At 75.8% G+C, this 17171-nt stretch carries 9 protein-coding genes; 4 read left to right on the plus strand and 5 right to left on the minus strand.

The annotated features are described in order from the left end of the window. The first annotated feature begins 123 nt into the window (after positions 1 to 123). Genes ACWCRA_RS18435 through ACWCRA_RS18445 form a run of 3 tightly spaced genes read left to right on the plus strand, consistent with a single transcriptional unit; the run spans position 124 to position 5986 of the window. Entirely contained in the window at positions 124 to 690 is a 567-nt protein-coding gene (locus ACWCRA_RS18435) for a YbaB/EbfC family nucleoid-associated protein (RefSeq protein ID WP_451068066.1), read from the plus strand. Beyond that, positions 681 to 1094, plus strand: coding sequence for a hypothetical protein (locus tag ACWCRA_RS18440; RefSeq protein WP_351547496.1), 414 nt, complete (start codon positions 681 to 683; stop codon positions 1092 to 1094). Before ACWCRA_RS18435 ends, ACWCRA_RS18440 begins: the two co-directional genes overlap by 10 nt. A gap of 59 nt (positions 1095 to 1153) precedes the next feature. After that, positions 1154 to 5986, plus strand: a complete 4833-nt coding sequence (locus ACWCRA_RS18445) for a WXG100-like domain-containing protein (RefSeq protein ID WP_451068067.1) — start codon at positions 1154 to 1156, stop codon at positions 5984 to 5986. Between the two features lie 5 nt (positions 5987 to 5991). On the opposite strand, the gene ACWCRA_RS18450 is transcribed toward ACWCRA_RS18445, so the two are convergent. From ACWCRA_RS18450 to ACWCRA_RS18470, 5 genes are all read right to left on the minus strand, one after another. Further along, the gene (locus ACWCRA_RS18450) at positions 5992 to 6234 is read right to left on the minus strand and encodes a zf-HC2 domain-containing protein (protein WP_351547502.1); all 243 of its coding nucleotides are present in this window, start codon (positions 6232 to 6234) and stop codon (positions 5992 to 5994) included. Positions 6235 to 6358: 124 nt separating this feature from the next. After that, complete coding sequence (locus ACWCRA_RS18455) at positions 6359 to 8383, minus strand: hypothetical protein (protein WP_451068068.1); 2025 nt, start codon at positions 8381 to 8383, stop codon at positions 6359 to 6361. 65 nt (positions 8384 to 8448) lie between these two features. Beyond that, the gene (locus ACWCRA_RS18460) at positions 8449 to 11244 is read right to left on the minus strand and encodes a helix-turn-helix transcriptional regulator (RefSeq protein WP_351547645.1); all 2796 of its coding nucleotides are present in this window, start codon (positions 11242 to 11244) and stop codon (positions 8449 to 8451) included. Then, positions 11159 to 14188, minus strand: a complete 3030-nt coding sequence (locus ACWCRA_RS18465) for an ATP-binding protein (RefSeq protein ID WP_451068069.1) — start codon at positions 14186 to 14188, stop codon at positions 11159 to 11161. The genes ACWCRA_RS18460 and ACWCRA_RS18465 overlap by 86 nt, the downstream gene beginning before the upstream one ends. 363 nt (positions 14189 to 14551) lie before the next feature. Then, positions 14552 to 15106 carry a sigma-70 family RNA polymerase sigma factor gene (locus tag ACWCRA_RS18470; protein WP_351547510.1) on the minus strand — a complete coding sequence of 185 codons (555 nt, stop codon included), beginning with the start codon at positions 15104 to 15106 and terminating at the stop codon, positions 14552 to 14554. A 1154-nt stretch (positions 15107 to 16260) separates the two neighbouring features. Between ACWCRA_RS18470 and ACWCRA_RS18475 the strand changes: the two genes are divergently transcribed. Then, positions 16261 to 17163, plus strand: coding sequence for an aminoglycoside phosphotransferase family protein (locus ACWCRA_RS18475; protein WP_451068070.1), 903 nt, complete (start codon positions 16261 to 16263; stop codon positions 17161 to 17163). Positions 17164 to 17171: the final 8 nt, after the last annotated feature.

Here is a 17171-nt window from a genome sequence, read left to right on the forward strand (position 1 = left end):
CGTCGTCACGGACGGTCGCCCCCCTCCTCGGCGGGAGAGGGAACCGGGGCCGCGCGTCACCGTCCTGAGCCCGTCGCCTCGGCACCGGCCCCGGGAGCGACCGGGAGGAGCGCGGAGGAGACCGTGAAACCGTCCAACGAGGCGCTGCTCAAAGAGATCATGGCCGATTTCGAGAAGACCCGGGACACCTTTCTGGACGTGCAGCGCCGGCTGAGTTCGCTGGAGTCCGCGGTCCAGTCCCCCGACCGGACTCTGACCGTCACGGTCGACGCCCGGGGTGAGCTGAGTTCGCTGGCCTTCCGCGGCACCGGCTACCGCGCGCTGCCGCCCGCTCGGCTGGCCGAGCTGATCGTGACCACCGTCCAGAAGGCCCAGCGGGAGCTGCGGGACAAGGCCCGCGGTGTGGCCGGGCACCTGACCGACGGGCCGGCGGCCACCTTCGACGGGTCGTCCTGGTGGGATCTGCTGCCGGGCGCCGACGATCCGGCGAACAAGGAGTTCTTCACGGCGGTACGCGGTGGCACCGGCGGACCGGGCCCGGGCCCGACCGGCGGCGCGACGGCCACGCGGAGCACCGCCGTGCTCGACGACAACGACGAAGACGAGCACCAGCACCAGCACCAGCACCAGCACCAGCACGAGAACGGGCGTGCAGCCGGGACGAGAGGGAGCCGGGACCCATGGCGGTGATCAAGAACAAGGAGAACGAGGAGATCGTCATCGTCCCCTCGCAGATGAGACCGATCATTCCCCGGCTCGACGACATCGCCCGCCGGGTGCGGGCCATCGGAGCCGATATCGAGTTCGTGGGGTCGACGCCCCTGGAGGGTGACCCGGCCAATGAGACGTACCAGGCGGTGATGGAGGTGCTCGGCAAGGCCCCCGAGGTGGTCGAGGGGTACGCCGCGGTGGCCGAGGGGATCACCAACATCGGCAAGGTGGTCGAGGGGATGGCCAAGGCCGGGGAACTGGCCGAGTCCACTGGTCAGGAGGTCGTGATCGGTCTGAGCAACAGGCTGCCGGAGTCCCCTCCCCCCGCACCCGGAGGGGCGGCGCCCGGCACGGGCACCGGCACCGGCGGCAGAAGGAGCTGACCCCGGACCGACCCGCGCCGCCGCCCCCGCCCCCGTCCCCGCCCGTCCGGAGGATCTCCATGCAGGGTGACATCGACCCGCCCAGGGAACTCGCCGAGATGCTGGCCATGGTGGCCGGTGAGAACTGGCCCTACGTCAGCGAGATGGACCTGCTGCGGCGCGGCCGGGCGCTGCTGGCGGCGGCCGCCGACATCGAACCGCTCGGGCCGGAGTTCGGGACGGAGGCACAGAACGTCCTCGATGTGACGAAGGGGGCGGGGGCGAGGGCTTTCCGGGACATGACCGAGCGGTTCGCCCGGGGCGAGGGGTCGAAGCCGGGGGCCTTTCCGGGGCTGGCCGACTCCTCCGACCTGGTGGGGGACTCGGTGGTCACGGCGTCCAACAATGTCGAGACGGCGAAGATCACCATTATCGGGATGGCCGCCCTGGTCTTCGCGGAGCTGGTGGCCGCCGCGATCTCCATGGTGATCACCTTCGGCGCGGCGGCGGCGGCCGGAGCCGCCCTCATCAAGACCACCATCCTGCTCATCCGCAGACTGATCACTCAGCTCATCAAGTCGATTCTCTCCGGCGCGCTGATGATGGGCGGAATGAACGTCATGGCCCAGCTCATTCAGGTGCTGCGGGGCCACCGGGACGGATTCGACTTCGGGGAGATCGGGAAGAGCGCGCTGATCGGCGCTGGAGCGGGCGCCATCGGTTTCGGGATCGGCAAGGGGCTGGGGAAGGTCTTCGGCAAGGGCTTCGGCGGGCAGATCCTCACCAATACGCTCACCGAGGGGCTGACGGAGCACGTCCTGGCGAAGGTGATGCCGCTCTTCGACCCGAACGCGAAGGAGGACGACCCGGGGCTGATGCCCTTCGTGGGCGGGTTCTTCGAGAGCGGCGCGGAGGGCCTCAACAACAAGGCCAAGGGCAGTAACGTCTTCAACAAGTTCAATGTGCCGGTGCCCGCGGTCAATATCGATGTGCCCAACTTCGATGTGCATGTCTACATGGAGAAGGGGACATCGACAGGGGCGCCGCTGCCGAGCCCGGGGGTGGGGCTGTTCAGCGGCAAGACCGGGATGATCGACCCGTCGACGGGTACGTTCATCGACCCGCCGGCCGACCCGGCTCCCGCTCCCGCTCCCGCTCCCGCTCCCGCTCCCGGGAAGCAGGACCCGTTGGCGGTCCCGGCGCCACCGGCCGACGGCTCAGCCCCGACGAGCGCACCGGCTCCGGATCTCTTCGTGGGGACGGACGGGGGTACGGGGCCCCAGCCGTCGGGCGCTCCGGACCCGGCGGGGCCGGTGAGCGCCGCACCGGCACCCGGACCGGCCCCGGAACCGACGCCGGCCCCCACCCCCGCCCCTGCGGCCACCCGGCCCCCGGGCCCTGACGCCGTACCGGCTCAGTCCCCCGGGCAACAGCCCACCACCGGACAGTCCGGCCGGGACCAGCCGCCTCCCGTGCCGTCGGAACCCGCTCCCGGCGCCCCGGCATCCGTCGGTCCGCCGTCGAACACCCCGCCCCCGCCCCCGCCCCCGAGCACCGCGCCGCCGCCCACGCCCACACCGGCACCAGCGCCCGCGCCCGCGCCGGAGATCTCCGTACCCTCCAGCGTCGCCACGGACGGCCCCGCGCCCCCGAGCGGACCCGCGCCGGACACCTCCGTACCGGACGGCCCCGTACCGGACGCCTCCGTACCCGACGGCCCGGTGCGGGACGACCCGCCGCTGACCGCCCCGGACAGGGCACCGGACGGCGCCCAGGGACCGGCGGCGTCCGAACCGGTACCCGCCGCCGGCGCCGGACAGCAGCCGGAGACCTCCCGTCCCCCGGCCGCTCCCCCCGCGCCGGACAGCCCGGACAGTCTGGACAGCATCCTCAACCCGCCCCAGGCCACGGCTCCCGCCGGGCAGGAGAGCGGTCCCGCTCCCCAGGCCCCTCCGGTTCCGCCGCCCCCGGCGGCCCCCGGCACACCGGGTGCCGCCCCGGGCCCCGGGACCTCTGACGGCGCCCCCGGGCCGGGCGCCGGACCCTCCAGCGCGCCCGGCCCGTCGGGCGCGTCCCTTCCGTCCGGCGCCTCATCGGGCACGGACGCGGAGACATCTCTGTCCGGGGCGGCGCCCCCGCCCGCGCCCGGCAGCGTTCCCGAGGCGGCGGCCCCACCAGCGTCCCCGGCGTCCAGGCCGCCGGAGCAGCAGTCGGCGCAGCCCGGCGCGGTGCCCGTCGGCGGGGCGTCCCCGGGGCCGGGGGGTGCCGGTGGCGCGGTGCCGACGGGCGGCCCCCAGGCACCGGCACCGGCACCAGCACCGGGGCCGGGGCCGGGCCCGGTCTCCCCCGCCCGGCCGGGCGGCATCCCCGCTCCCCCGCCGCCACCCCCCGTGAAGCCGGGAGTCGCGCCCCCGTCCGCCGGGCCGCGTCCGCCCCTGCCCGGTCCCCACAAGAAGGGCAAGAGCACGGGCGGAGCCGGGAGCGCCGGCAAGGCCCCGGCCATGGTCACCCCCGCGCCGAACCCGGTCGGAAAGGAAGCGATCAAGAACCTCGCGTCCCGGGCGACCCCCGTGCCGCTGCGCACCGAGCGGTTCGACCCCCGGGCCCGTCCGCAGGTGTCCACCCGGCCCGGTCTGCTGGACGGCAGAGCCACCCTGATCCGTGCGGACATCAGCCGCTTCCAGGGCCCGAACGGCGTCTGGATCAGGGATCTGACAGTCACACTGCCGGTGCGGACCGACCCGGCCCCCGGAGGGCTCCCCGCCTCGGCGCTGCCCGCCCTGGAGCAACAGATCCAGGACATCCTCGACGCCCAGGTGAACACCGGCTACCACCTGCCGAGGTCGGGGGATCAACTGCACATCGGCGTGGAGCTGACACCGGCGGCCCCCGGGGACGGCGAGGCCGTCACCGTGACGTACTCCCCCGCGCCGGGCCGCTCGGACCAGCTGAACCTCAAGCTCCACCCGCCGGGGGCGTCACCGGCCCAGCAGGCCAAGGACGCGGGCATGCTGCTGCACGAGATCCTGCACTACACGGGGTTGAGCGACACCTACCAGGACGGCAACTCGCTGTTCCGCGACACCCCGGACAAGAGCGCCACCGCCGGGATCATGGCGGCCACGACCGCCCTGCCGAACGGCAGCTTCCCGCTGGAGTATCTGTCCCGGATCGAGGACACCATCGACTCGGGTCCGGTCCTGCGCGACTCCCCGCTCCCCGGCGGAACCCCGCCCGGCCCCCCGGTCCCGTCCGCCGGCGAGACGCCCCTCTTCGACCCGAGCCAGGAGCCTCCGGCGTTCTACGAGTCGTCCCAGCAGCTCACCCAGGATCTGCTGGACTCGGCCAAGCCCGCGAACTCGGTGGATTTCACCCCGTCCCCGCAGACCAGCCTGCTCGGCCCCGACCTCTTCGGGCTCCGCCGGCCGGCCCCGCCCCCGCCGTTCATGGCGGGGCACGACTACTCCGGGCTGCTCGGGTCCCAGACCATCTCCTTCCTCGACGAGATCAACCTGGCGAACGAGGGCACCCCGTCCCACGCGAGCATGGCTCCCGCGTCCCTGGAGGCGGTGGACGACTGGGCGATCCGGCACGAACCGCCGCCGGACAAGCTCGGCGACTGGGCGCCCGGCCAGGTGCCGCCGCTGCCGGCCGTGATGATCACACCGTGGACCATCCACACCATCTGGGTCGGCGGGCCGCTGCGGGACGCCGGCACCATGGCCGCATTCCGGCAGAACCTGGCCCTCGCGGCGGACGGTTACAGCGGTTCGGCGCAGACGGTGCTCTGGACGGACGTGAGCCGCGCGTCCTTCGACCGGGCCAAGCAGGAGCCGTCCCCCGACGACAGCGCGGAGCTGATCGAGATCCGCTCCATGCTGACGTTCGCGCGGGACCACGGCATCGTCCTGGCCAATGTGGACGAGGTCTTCAACTCCGAGTCGCCGATGACGCTCCACGAGTTCTACAAGGCGGAGATGTCCAAGCAGGCCGGACCGGGCTACGCGGCGGCGAGCGACATCCTGCGGCTGGAGCTGATGAAACGATTCGGCGGGATGTACATCGACGGGGACAATCTGCTCAACACCCTGGAGAACTTCGAGGCGACGATCACATCGGAGCAGGCGTACGCGGTCCAGAACAGCGCCAACATCGTGGGGAACTCCTTCCTGGCCATGCCCAAGGGGCACCCCTTCGCCGATGTCTACCTCGCCGAGATCCTCTCCCGGTACGGCAAGACCCAGTTCCAGCTTCTCCCGTCCGCCACCACGGCCCTGCCTCCCGCCTTCTTCATCACCCCCATAGGGAAGGTGCACCGCAACTCGGTCATGGCGCGGACCGGTCCCGAGGTGATGCGCTCGGTGGCGGCGACGCTGGGGCTGCCCTCGGTGTTCGGGTTCCCGGGCATGCCGGGGGTGACCTTCATCAGCAACGCGAGCTGGGTCAAGCCGCCTCCGTCGACCACCGGCACCCCGGCTGTTCCGGACGGCGCCTCCACCCTCCTCTTCACCCAGAACGTGGTGCAGTCGCTGGTGCGGGATCTGTACAACCGTAACGGCGACCTCCATCTGACCCAGGCGGACCTCGCGGTCAAGAAGCACGTGCAGTCACAGCTGGTCCTGGAGAGCGCGGTCTCCTTCATCGCGGCCCGCCCGGAACTGGCCGGGCTGGTCGACCGGCTCACCGACCGCCGGCTGGAGTCGGAGGGCGAGGTGAGGACCGAGCTGTCCGAGCTGATCAGAAATCTGTTCGACTTCGACGGTCCGCGGATGGAGGGCAGCACCGAGAGCTCCTGGCTCGGGGAGTTCGCCACCCCGGTGCGGTTCCAGCCGGCCGGTCAGGGTCAGACAACCCAGGCCGACGACATCACCGGCGCCTTGGGGGAGGTCTCGCTCAACCCGAACAACACCTGAACCACTCATCGCCCGGCCCCTCCGTCGTCGGGGCCGGGCGATGGGTCCCCTCCGTCCAGCAGTTCCGCCTCGCTGAGCCCGGCGAGCAGCATCGGCATCTCCGCCATGACCAGATACTCGTCCCGGCAGCCGTCGCAGCGCTGCACATGACAGGCGACCAGCGCGTTCTCCTCCGGGCTGAGCGCGTCGAGCACATAGGCCCCGAGCAGCAGCCGTACATGGGCGTCCGCCCCGTGCTCTTCGGTCACGCGGGCCCCCGCTTCGTGTTCTCCGGCGCCTCGGAGGAATCCCCGCCCGCTCGGAGGCCATTCTGCGGACAGTTGCCGGGCGGCAACAAGGTTCGGTACGGGGCGGATCGGCTCGGGTCCCCGGTCACGCCCCGTCCGCCGGAGCGCCCTCCCGCGCGGTGAACCGCCAGGCCGCCGGGGTCGCCGGCTCGCCGAGGACGACGGGGACGAAGGGGGCGGCGGGGGCGGCGGGGGCGGCGCGGAGCCGGGCGAGAGCCGTCTCGTCCTCCGGGGTGTCCAGGGCGCAGAACACGACAGTGAGGCGCGGATCGGTGCGGTCGGCCCACCGGGAGACCAGTTCCGGCAGGGACGGGAGGCGTTCGGCCGCCTCCGCCCCCTCCTCGGCGGCGACCCGGCCCACGGCGACCGTGTGGACCGGGGCGGGTCCGGCGGAGAGCTGGAGCACCAGGGTCTCCAGGAGGCGCCGGGCCGCGTCGGGGTCCCCGGTCACGGCGACGGGGCCGGGGGCGCGGGCGAGGTCGAGGAAGAGGCAGCCCGCCGGTTCGGCGGAGCCGACACAGACGAACGCGCCGTCCCCGGCGGGGGTCTCGTACGGGACGGGGAGCCAGACGACCGCCTCGTCCCCCGGGGCCGGGCCGCCGGCGCCGAAGTCGATGTCCACGGTGTCGTCGCCGAAGTGCACCCGCAGGGGCGGGGCGAGACTCCGCCGCACCTCCACGCGCCGTCCCCGGGTACGCCGCCCGGGGGCGGCGGGAGGGGCCGCCGGGGCGCTCGCCTCGGGGTCGGCGGCGCCCGGCGGGAGGGGCTGGGAGGGAGCCGGCGCACCTCCCGCGGGTGGGGCCGCCGGGGTCCCGGAGGGGGGAGTGCCGGCCCCGGGAAGGCCGACGGGCATCACGGATGCAGCGGACACGGCGGTCGGGTGGGTCACGGTGCCGGCCACTCCGGCCAGAGCCCCGATGGGCGCCGAGGACCGGGCCCCGTCGGGGGCGTCAGGCCCGGAGTGGATCGCGCCTCGGGCGGCGGGCGTGGTTTGCGCGGTGGGCACGACCGGAGTGGCGGGCACGGCCTGCGCGGCGGGCACCACCGGACCGGCGGACGCGGCCCGTACCGCAGGCACCAGCCGAGCGGCGGGCACAGCCACCCCGGAGTCCGCCACCCGCCCGACGGGCACCACCGGCGGGGCCGGCGCCGCAGGCGAAGTCACCCCGGAGTCCGCCACCTGTGCGGCGGGCACCACCGGTGGGGCCGGTGCCGCAGGCGAGGCCACCCCGGGGTCCACCACCGGACCGGCGGGCACAGCCCGCGCGGCGGGCACCACCGGACCGGCGGGCACGGCCCGTACCGCAGGCACCACCCGAGCGGCCGGCGCGGCCACCCCGGAGTCCGCCACCGAAACGGCGGGCGCAGCCACCCCGGAGTCCGCCACCGAAACGGCGGGCACGGCCTGCGCGGCGGGCACGAACGCGCCGGCGGACGCGGCCCTTACCGCAGGCACCACCGGACCGGCAGGCGTGGGCGCCCCCGATTCCGCCATCGGATCAGCAGACACCACCGGTGGGGCCGGTGGGGCAATCCGTGCGGAGGGGGCCGAGGCCGCCGGCCCGGAGACGGCGGGTGGGCGGCGGCGGCGCAGCACCAGCGTCGCCCCGGCCGCGCCGGTGGCGAGGGAACCGCCGATGGCCAGGGCCAGGGGCAGCGGCCCCGACCCCTCGGACGGCGGGGCGGCGGCCCGGGCCGCCGGCCCCTCCCCCGGGGCGCCGGGCGTCGGCGTCGCGGGCGCGGTTCCGGGCAGGGCGCCGAACCGCACCCCGGCGCCCCGGGCGTCCGGCGGCAGCCGGAGAACCCAGCCCGCCGGAACGGCGGTGGCGCTCTCCATCACCTTCCCGTCCGGCTGTCTGCGCCCCTTGTTCAGCTCGAAGATCTCCTGGAACCGGTTGCCGTCCCCGAGGGTGCGCTCGGCGATGGCGAAGACGAACTCCGGTTCACCGCCGGGCTGCTCGCTGACGATGTAGTACTTCACCTTCGCTCCGTCGTCCGCGCTCGCTCTCGTACCGACCGCTCCCGGGAGGGACACGGCCAGAGCGAGCGCGGCCACCACCACGGCGCGCCGCGCCCGATCCGGCAGTACATACGGTGCGTACCGTGACATGCGACATCCTCATCGGTCGCCGGGACAGGGCTCTCCCCGGTGCACGGCACGGCTCCCGCGCGGGTTCAGGGCGCTTCCCGGGCGGGTGGCCGGTGGGCGGTGCCCTCGGCGGCGCTGCGGGCGACCTCGGTGCGGGAGCGGACCCCGAGCTTGCCGAGGATGCTCGACACATGGCTCTGGACGGTGCGCGGGGAGAGGAACAGCTCCCCGGCGATCTGCGGGTTGGAGTGCCCGGCGGCGACCAGCCGGGCGACTCTCAGCTCGGCGGGGGTGAGCGCCGCCCAGCCGGTGCGCGGGCGTTTGCGCCGTACGGTCCGGGGGCCGGTGCGCACACCGAGGGTGCGCAGCCGGGCGGTGGCCCGTCTGATGTCCCAGGCGGCGCCGAGTTCGCGGTAGCGCTCCAGGGCCTGTTCCAGCAGTCCCCGGGCGGCGGTGGGATCACCGAGGGCGGCGGTGACGGACGCGGTGTCCTCCAGGGCGCGGCCGAGGTGGAGCGGGCGCTGGGTCTCACGGTAGTGGTCCACGGCGGCGAGGAGGGGGCCGATGTCCTGGTCGACGAGGCCCCGGCAGCGCCGGGCGGCGGCCGTCCGCCCGGCGTGCGGCTCCCGTTCGGCCTCGCTGCGGCAGAGCGCGGTGGCGGCGCGGGCGGTCGGGCGGTCACCGGTCTCCAGGGCGAGCCGCACGATGTCGGGCAGCCACTGGTGGCGCTGGTCCAGGTCGTGGGCGTACGCGGGGTCGAGGGTGGGCCGCAGGATGGCGAGGGCGTCACGGGGGCGGCCGTCGCGCTCGGCGAGGAGCGCCCCGGCCATCAGCCGGTAGCCGCAGGGGTCGCGCCGGGGGCCCGTGGGTCCGGGACCGTCGTGGAGGGCTCCGTAGTGGGCCCGCGCGCCGGGGCCGTGGTCGCGGTGGCCGTGGATGAGCGCGGCGACGCCGTGGCCGAGCGCGGGCAGGGACGGGGCGGCCGGCGAGCCGGTGGGCCGCTCCAGTTCGGCCAGGGCGGTGTCCCAGTGGCCCTGCCAGTAGTTGAGTACGGCGGCGATGGCGGCGATCTGGCCGAGCTGTCCGGTCATCCGCTGCTCGGAGGCGTCCTCGCGGGCCTCGTCCAGGGCGCGCAGGGCGTCCTGGGGCCGGTCGGCGAGGTCGAGCAGTACGGCCTGGTGGGTCAGGATGCCGATGCCGACATCGGTGTGGTTGCGGGCCATCCAGCGGGTGGAGGTCCGCCGGGCGCCGATCCGGCCGAGGGTGTGCAGCGCCCGGGTGTTCTCGGCCAGGGCCGCCCGGGTGTGGCGGGCGCGCAGGAGGACGCAGGCGAGGGTGTGCCGGCCGTACACCTCGCCGAGCGCGGGCGCTGTCCTGCCGGGTCCGGAGAGGAGTTGGCGGGCGAGTGCGGCGGCCCGGTCGTGGTGGCCCGCGCGGTGGTGGGCGAGGGCGCGCAGGCCCCGCAGTGTCTCGGCCCACTCGGGGGCCATGGGGGCCGGGTCCGGGTCCTGGGGCCGGTCGAGTGCGGTGAGTGCCGCGTCCCAGTCGCCCGCCCGCAGGAGTTCCTGCACCAGGTGGACGAGGAGTTGGGCGCGGGTGTCCGGGTCGGTGGTCTCGGTCAGCAGTTCGCGCAGGACTCCGGTGTGGCGGGCGCCGCGCAGCAGGAGGACCGCGTCGGTGAGGTGCCGCCGCAGGGGAGCCCGGCGGGTGTCCTCGGGCGGGAGGGCGGCGAGGCAGCGGCGGAGCAGTTCGACGGCCGCCTCGGGGTCGCTCCCGGCGAGTTCCGCGGCGGCGGCGGTGGTCCAGCCGATGGCCCAGCCGTCGGTGCGGGGCCCGGCGGGGAGCAGTTGTCCGGCGACGCGTGCGACGGGGGCGCCGGCGGCGGCCAGGGCGCGGGCCGCGGCGCCGTGGCGGCGGGCGAGGAGGGGGCCGGGGACACGGGCGTTGAGGCCGAGGCGGACGATCTCCTGCTGGAAGCGGAGCCGTTCGCCGGCGTCGGTGAGGGTGCCGTCGGCGATCGTGTCGTCGACGGTCTCCAGCAGGGCGAACGGGTCGGTGCCGGTGACGGCGGCGAGTTCGGCGCCGGTGCAGCCGGCGGGGAAGAGCGCGACGGCGTGGAGGATGTCCAGGGTGGTCGCGGGGAGGGTGTCGAGGCGGCGGGCGACGGCGCGGGGAATCGGCGGCGGGCCGGGGTCCTGGGCGGTGCCGGTGCTGTCGGGCCGCCAGGAGTCGAGGAGTTCGCGGGCGTAGCCGGGGTGGCCGCCCGCCAGGGCCAGCCGCCGGCGCAGGGCGGGTCCGGGGGCGGCGCCGGTGACCTCGGTGGCGAGGTCGGTGATGTCCCCGGCGGACAGCGGGCCGAGGGCGAGCAGGGTGGTGCCCCGGTCCAGCAGATCGCGCCGGAGCCGGTGGGGCCGGTGGTGACGCGGGGTGTGCCGGACGGTGGCGGTGAGCAGCAGGGGGATGCGGCCGGTCGCCCGGCTGAGCCGCTGCCAGAGCAGCAGTGTCGCGCCGTCGGCGTGGTGCAGGTCGTCGAGGAGGAGGGCGAGCGGGGCGTCGCCGGTGATGCGGTGGATCAGTGCGGTGAGGCGGTCGACGAGCGCCGGGGGCGAGGGGGTGTCGGGGCCGAGGGGGGCGGGGTGGCGCAGGAGTGCGGCGAGTGCGGCGATCCGGGCGCAGTGCGCGGGGTGGGCGGGCCGGTGCCGGGCGAGCCCGTCGAGCACGGGCCCGAGCGGGACGCGCGGTCCGCGCCCCCCGGTGGCGGCGACGGTCAGGGCCCGGCAGCCGGCGCGTTCGGCGTCACGGGCCGCCCGGTGGAGGAGGGCGGTCTTCCCGATGCCCGGTTCGCCCTCGATCAGTATCGAGCCGCCCCTCCCGCCGGCCAGAGCCCTGAGGTGCTCGGTGAGCTGCCGGGTCTCGGATGTCCTGCCGGTCCACGGGCCGCCTGCGCTGTCCGTCTCCACGGTGTCCGGTCTCCTTCCCTGTGTCGTCGTGGTCCGGTGCCGGGCCGCGGGCCGGGCCGCCGCCGAGTGCTCTGCGGCGGCCGGCCTCGCTGCCGATGGCGGTGCGCGAGTGTGCGCCCAGCTTGGTGAGGATGTGTGAGACATGGGTCTGTACGGTGCGGGGGGAGAGCAGCAGTTCGGTGGCGACCTGGGGGTTGGTGCGGCCCTCGGCGACGAGCAGGGCGACCTTCAGCTCTGCGGGGGTGAGGGCGTCCCAGCCGGTCTTGGGGCGGTCGGCGGCTCCGCGCCCTCCGCGCCGGACGCCGAGGGCGCGGAGCCGGGCGTCGGCGCGCGCGGTGTACCAGCGGGCGCCGAGCTGCTGGTGGATGTCGACGGCGCGGGCGAGTGCGGTGCGGGCGCCGTCGGTGTCGCCCCGGAGGGCCAGTACGGCGGCGAGGTCCTCGTGGGTGGCGCCGAGGCCGGTCGGCGCGCCGTGGCGGCGGTAGTGGGCGGCGGCGGTGCGCAGGGGCGCGGGGTCGGTGTGGAGCAGTCCCCGGCAGCGGAGGGCGACCGCGCGCCGGCCGAGGTCGGCGGGGGCTGCGGCGGCTTCGGCGTCGGCGGTCTCGGTGGCGGCGCGGGCCCGCGCGGTGTCCTGGAGGGCGAGGGCGAGGCGTACGGTCTCCGGCAGCCAGGCGCCCCGGTGGGTCCACTCCTCGGCGGAGCCGGGGGCGAGGGTCTCCCCGAGGAGGGCGAGTGCCGCTTCGGGGTCGCCGTCGCGTTCGGCGAGCAGGGCACGGGCCAGGGGCAGGAACGCGGGGGCGCGGCCCGCGGTGTTCTCGTCGGCGGCGAGCCGGGAGCGGGCTTCGTCGCGCTGGTCGCGGCCGGTGAGGATCACGGTGGCGAGGCCGTGCGGGGTGACGGGCAGCCAGGGTTCGGGGTGGTGGTGGGCGAGGTCGAGTCCGGCGAGGGCCTCGTCCCAGCGGCCGGCCCGGTAGTGGAACCAGGCGGAGACGGTGTGCGCCCAGGAGCGGCGGACGCCCGAGCCGGTGCCGTCGGCGAGGGCCTCCGCCTCGGCGAGCCAGGTGCGGGCCTCGGTGGTGTGGCCGAGGGCGTCGAGCAGCCGGGCGCCGTGCAGGGTGCGGGTGAGGACGAGATCCCGGGTGACATCGCGGCGGCGGGCGGCCTCCCGGGCCCGTACCGTCTCGGCGATGGCGCCCTCCCGGTCGCCGGCGCGGTCGAGCAGCCGGGCGCGCACGGAGCGCGCGTACGCCTCGGGGACGGGGGCCCGGAGGCGCAGGGCCTGTTCCAGGACCTGGTCGGCGAGGGTGCCCGCTTCCTCGAAGCGGTGTCCGGAGCTGAGCAGCAGGGCGCGGAGCGCGAGGGAGCGGGTGGTCCACCGGGGGTGGCCCGCGCCGGCGGCGAGGGTTTCGTCGACGGTGGCGTGGGCCTCCTTGAGCCGGCCCTCCTGGAGGAGGGCGAGGGTGGTGAGATGGCTCAGCCGGGCCCGGCGCACGGGGTCGGTGGTCCGGTCGTGCAGGTCCCGGGCCTGGTCGGCGGCGTCGGGGCGGCGCAGCAGATAGGCCCCGGCGGCGGCTGTCTCCAGGAGGCCGGGGCGGTCCGGGGGTATCCGGTCCCGGACGCGCGCGACGAGGTCGGCGGCGGCCCGGGGGTCGTGGCGCAGCACTTCGGCGGCGTGGCTCTCCAGCCAGCGCGCGGTCCAGTCGTCGTCGGCGCGGAGTCCGGTGGCGGGGAGCAGTTGGGCGGCGACGAGGGGCGCCGGGGCGCGGGCGGCGGCGAGGGTGCGCGCGGCGCGGGTGTGGAGGGCGGCGCGCAGGGGTCCGGGGATGCCGGCGCGGAGGGCGGCGTGGGTGGTCCCGTGGCGGAAGCGGAGTGTTCCGCCGGCGGTCTCGGCGAGGACTCCGTCGGCGAGCGCCTCGTCGACGGCGGGGCGCAGGGAGGCCCCGGGGCGTTCCATGACGGCGGCGAGGTCGCGGAGGCGGAAGGCGGGGCCGAGCAGGGCGGCGGTCCGCAGGGCGGTGAGGGTGGGCGGGGCGAGGTGGGCGAGCCGGTCGGTGAGGGCGGCGGCGAGCGCGGGCGGCAGCCATGCCCCGGTGCCGGTTTCGTTGCCGGTTTCGGTGGGGCCGGTGGTGAGTTCGGCGGTGTCGCCGGTGATCCGCAGGGTGTCGCCCGTGGCCGTGGCGGCGAGGAGTTCGCGCAGGTGGCGGGGGTTGCCGCCGGCGTGGCCGAGATGGCGCAGCAGCCGGGGGCCCGGGGGGACGCCGAGAATCCGTTCGGCGAGCCGGGCGGTCTCCCGGAGGCCGAGCGGCAGCAGGGGCAGATGGGTCGCGCCGCTGTCGAGAAGGTCCCGTGCGGATGGGGGCGGGGTGCCGCCCGGGGCGTTCCGGATCGCGGCGGCCAGCAGCAGGGGGCGCTGCCCAGCGGTGTCGGTCAGCCGCCGCCAGGCGCGCAGACTGGGCCCGTCGGCCCACTGGAGGTCGTCCAGGACGAGGACGACGGGGGCGGCGCGGCAGAGCCGGTCGACGAGGGCGAGCAGCGGCGCGGCCGGGTCGGTGCCGCCGTCCGGGGGTTCGGCGCCCGCGGGACCGGGGCCCGAAGGGCCGGGGCGGGCGTCGGCCAGACAGTTCCGCAGGGCGCCCAGCGGGACGGAGCGGCCGAGTTCATCGGCGGCTCCGGTGAACACCCGGAGGCGGAGCCGGCGGGCCTCCTCCGCGATCTGGGAGAGCAGCGAGGTCTTGCCGGAGCCGCGTTCGCCCTCGGCGATCAGGCTGCCGCCCCGGCCGGCGGCGGCGTCCCGGAGCAGTCGGCGGACGCGTCTCATCCGTGTCTCCCGGCCGTCCGTCGCGCTCTCCGGTGTCTGCTGTGCCACGAACACGCTCCTCACCGCGCGGAGCTGATGCTGCGTCGCTGTGGCCGGCCGGTGGCGGCCGGAGGACGAGGGCGCCCGGGCAGCCGCTCCATGTGATCCGGATGATCCGGGTGATCCGGTGGGGTTCTCCCCCGTCTTCCATCGATCACGTGTTCGCCTCTGGTGGCGTTCAGGGTTGTCGTGAAGTGACCGGCCGGTCCGGCCCGGCCGGGTGGGGGGCGGGGGACCCGGGAGAGGTGGCGCGGGGGTGAGGGGGCACGGGCCGGGCGCCCGGGCGGGGGGAGCCGCCGTTCCGTGCTGCGGCCGTGTCTCAAAGACTCCGCCGGCGCGGGCCCGGGAAGCGCGGGCGGGGACGGGGCCGGTTCAGCTCAGGACGCTGTAGCCCTTGAGGGCCCCGCGCAGCGCGCGCAGCGCGTAGTACGTACGGGACTTGACCGTGCCGGCCGGGATGCCGAGGACCTCGGCGGCCTCGCTCACCGACAGCCCGCGGAAGTAGACCTGCTGGAGCACGGCCCGGTGCTCCCTGGTGAGCCCGTCCAGCGCGGCGCGCACATCGAGCGCCTCGACCGCGGGCTCGATCGGGTCCTCGGTCTGCATCAGGGAGCTCTCCAGGCCGTGCGCCGCCTCCTTCGCCCGTGACATCCGGGCGCGGCGGGCGTCGATGGCGAGCCTCCGGGCGACGGTGAAGAGCCAGGGCCGCATGGAGTCGTGGTCGGAGCGCAGGGCCTCGGGGTGGCGCCAGGCCCGGATCATCGTCTCCTGGAGCAGGTCCTCGGCGCGCTGGGTGTCGCCGTAGGTCAGCCCCAGCAGAAAGCCGAACAGGGCGCGGCCGTGTTCGCGCTGGAGCTGTGCCAGCTCGCCCTCGCTGGTGTGCGCGGGGGTGGGTAACGCGGACTGGCAGAGAGCCGATGCGGTCACGGCTGTACTCCTTGTCTGGCGTGCGGACCCGTGGTCCTGCGGGGAGGTGGCACCGCCAGAGTGCTGCCGCCGCGCGGGTGCGGGTATCCGCCGACTGGCGGAGGTGACGGAGCGCGTCGGCCGACGGTCGAGTGGCTCCCGGCGACCGCTCGGCGCAGGGACGAGTGGTCGAGCGGCGGCGGGTGAACTCCGGGAGCCGCGCGGTACGTGTCACAACCGGGCCGGCCCCTCGCTCCGGGGCCGGGAGAGCTTCAGCGGCGGCGACGGGCTCCGGGCCCGGGCGCCGGGACGGCGGACGCGGCGGCCCCGGCGAAGCGCCCGGTGGGCGGGGGTGCGGTGCGCGCCCCCCGAGAGGAGCGGGACCGCCGGAGGCCGTACCCCGCGCTCCAACGGCGCCGAACGGTCGAACGGTCGGGCCCGGCGGCTCCCCCGGGCGGGAAGCCCCGCCCGCACCCGGACCGGCGCGGGGGCGCGGGGTGCGCCCGTGGCAGACGGGGCGATGGGTGTGCCCGCACCGCCGGAACCGCCGTGCGGGGCGGGCCCGTCGACGCACCGGGACGCACCGTTACCACCGGCGCGGACAGAGCCGCGGGGACAGACCGAACCGCCGGGACAGACCGAACCGCCGGATCACCAGTACCACCAGAACCACCGGGACAGACCGAACCGCCGGATCACCAGTACCACCAGAACCACCGGGACAGACCGAACCGCCGGATCACCAGTACCACCGGAACCACCCGAGCCACCGGGACAGACCGAGCCACTGGCCCCCGGGCCAGGCGGAACTGGCCGGGGCTCCAGGGCCGCCGCCCCCCTGAAGGCGGGCAGGGCCCGTCGATACCCTGCGGCGACCCGAACCGCCGGGGCGGAAGGAGCAGAGCCACCCCAGCCACCGTGCCCCCTGTGGCAGGCGCGGCCGTTGGTGTGCCCGCACCGCCGGAACCCCCGGGGCGTACAGGACCATCGGCGCGCCGGGGCCGCGCGAACCCTCCGGGACCACCCGAGCCGCGCGAACCGTCGGGACCACCCGGGCAGGCCGGGCCGCCGGAACCCCCGGGCAGGCCCGCCCCGCAGGGCGGCGGGACCTCCGAGCCCCCGGCCCAGTGAAAAATCCGCTGTACCCGGATCGCGCACCTTGCGATCATCACGGGATGGGTTCACTCAGGATGCACGCGGGCCAGACCGAGACGGACACGGCGCTGGTGCGCCGGCTGCTCGCCGCCCAGTTCCCCCGGTGGGCCGGTCTGCCGGTCGAGCCGGTCGACTCCTACGGCACCGATCACGACATCTACCGGCTCGGCGACCGGCTCTCGGTGCGCCTCCCCTGCATCGGGTGGGCCACCGGTCAGGCGGCGAAGGAGGCCCGCTGGCTCCCGAGGCTCGCGCCGCGTCTGCCGCTCGCCGTGCCGGTGCCCCTGGCACTGGGCCGCCCCGCCGAGGGCTACCCCTATGACTGGTCGGTGTACGAGTGGCTGCCGGGCCACAACGCCAACAGCGGCCTCCACGACCTGGAGCGGGCCGCCGTCGACCTGGCGGCCTTCATCACCGCGCTGCGCGGCGCGGACACCGAGGGAGCGCATCCGAGGGCGGCCGGCGGCCGGGGCGCGCCCCTCCAGGAGCTGGACGAGCAGGTGCGCCGGGCGATCGGGCGGCTGGGCGACCGCGTCGACGGCGCCGCCGCGCTGCGCTCCTGGAACGCCTCGCTGGCCGCGCCCGCCCCGTCCGCCGGGGAGGTCTGGGTGCACGGCGATCTGCTGGCCGGCAATCTGCTGGTCACCGGCGGCCGGCTGTCGGCGGTCATCGACTTCGGCGGCCTCAACGTCGGCGACCCGGCGTGCGATCTCCAGCCCGCCTGGAATGTCTTCGCGGGCCGGAGCCGCGAGCGGTTCCTCGCCGAGCTCCGGGTGGACGACGCCTCCCGGCTGCGCGGGCGCGGCTGGGTGCTCTGTCAGACGGTGACCGCTCTGGCGTACTACTGGGACACCAACCCCTCGATGGTGCGCCAGGCCTCGCACGCCCTGGCGGAGGTCCTCGCGGAGTCCGCCCCCGGGTGACCCGGCCC

Source organism: Streptomyces sp. NPDC001889, assembly GCF_053594535.1.

Bases quoted from the DNA above. Each gene is read 5' to 3' on its own strand.
- ACWCRA_RS18440 (WP_351547496.1), top strand. From the start codon at position 681: ATGGCGGTGATCAAGAACAAGGAGAACGAGGAGATCGTCATCGTCCCC.
- ACWCRA_RS18475 (WP_451068070.1), top strand. From the start codon at position 16,261: ATGGGTTCACTCAGGATGCACGCGGGCCAGACCGAGACGGACACGGCG.
- ACWCRA_RS18445 (WP_451068067.1), top strand. From the start codon at position 1,154: ATGCAGGGTGACATCGACCCGCCCAGGGAACTCGCCGAGATGCTGGCC.
- ACWCRA_RS18455 (WP_451068068.1), bottom strand. From the start codon at position 8,383: ATGTCACGGTACGCACCGTATGTACTGCCGGATCGGGCGCGGCGCGCC.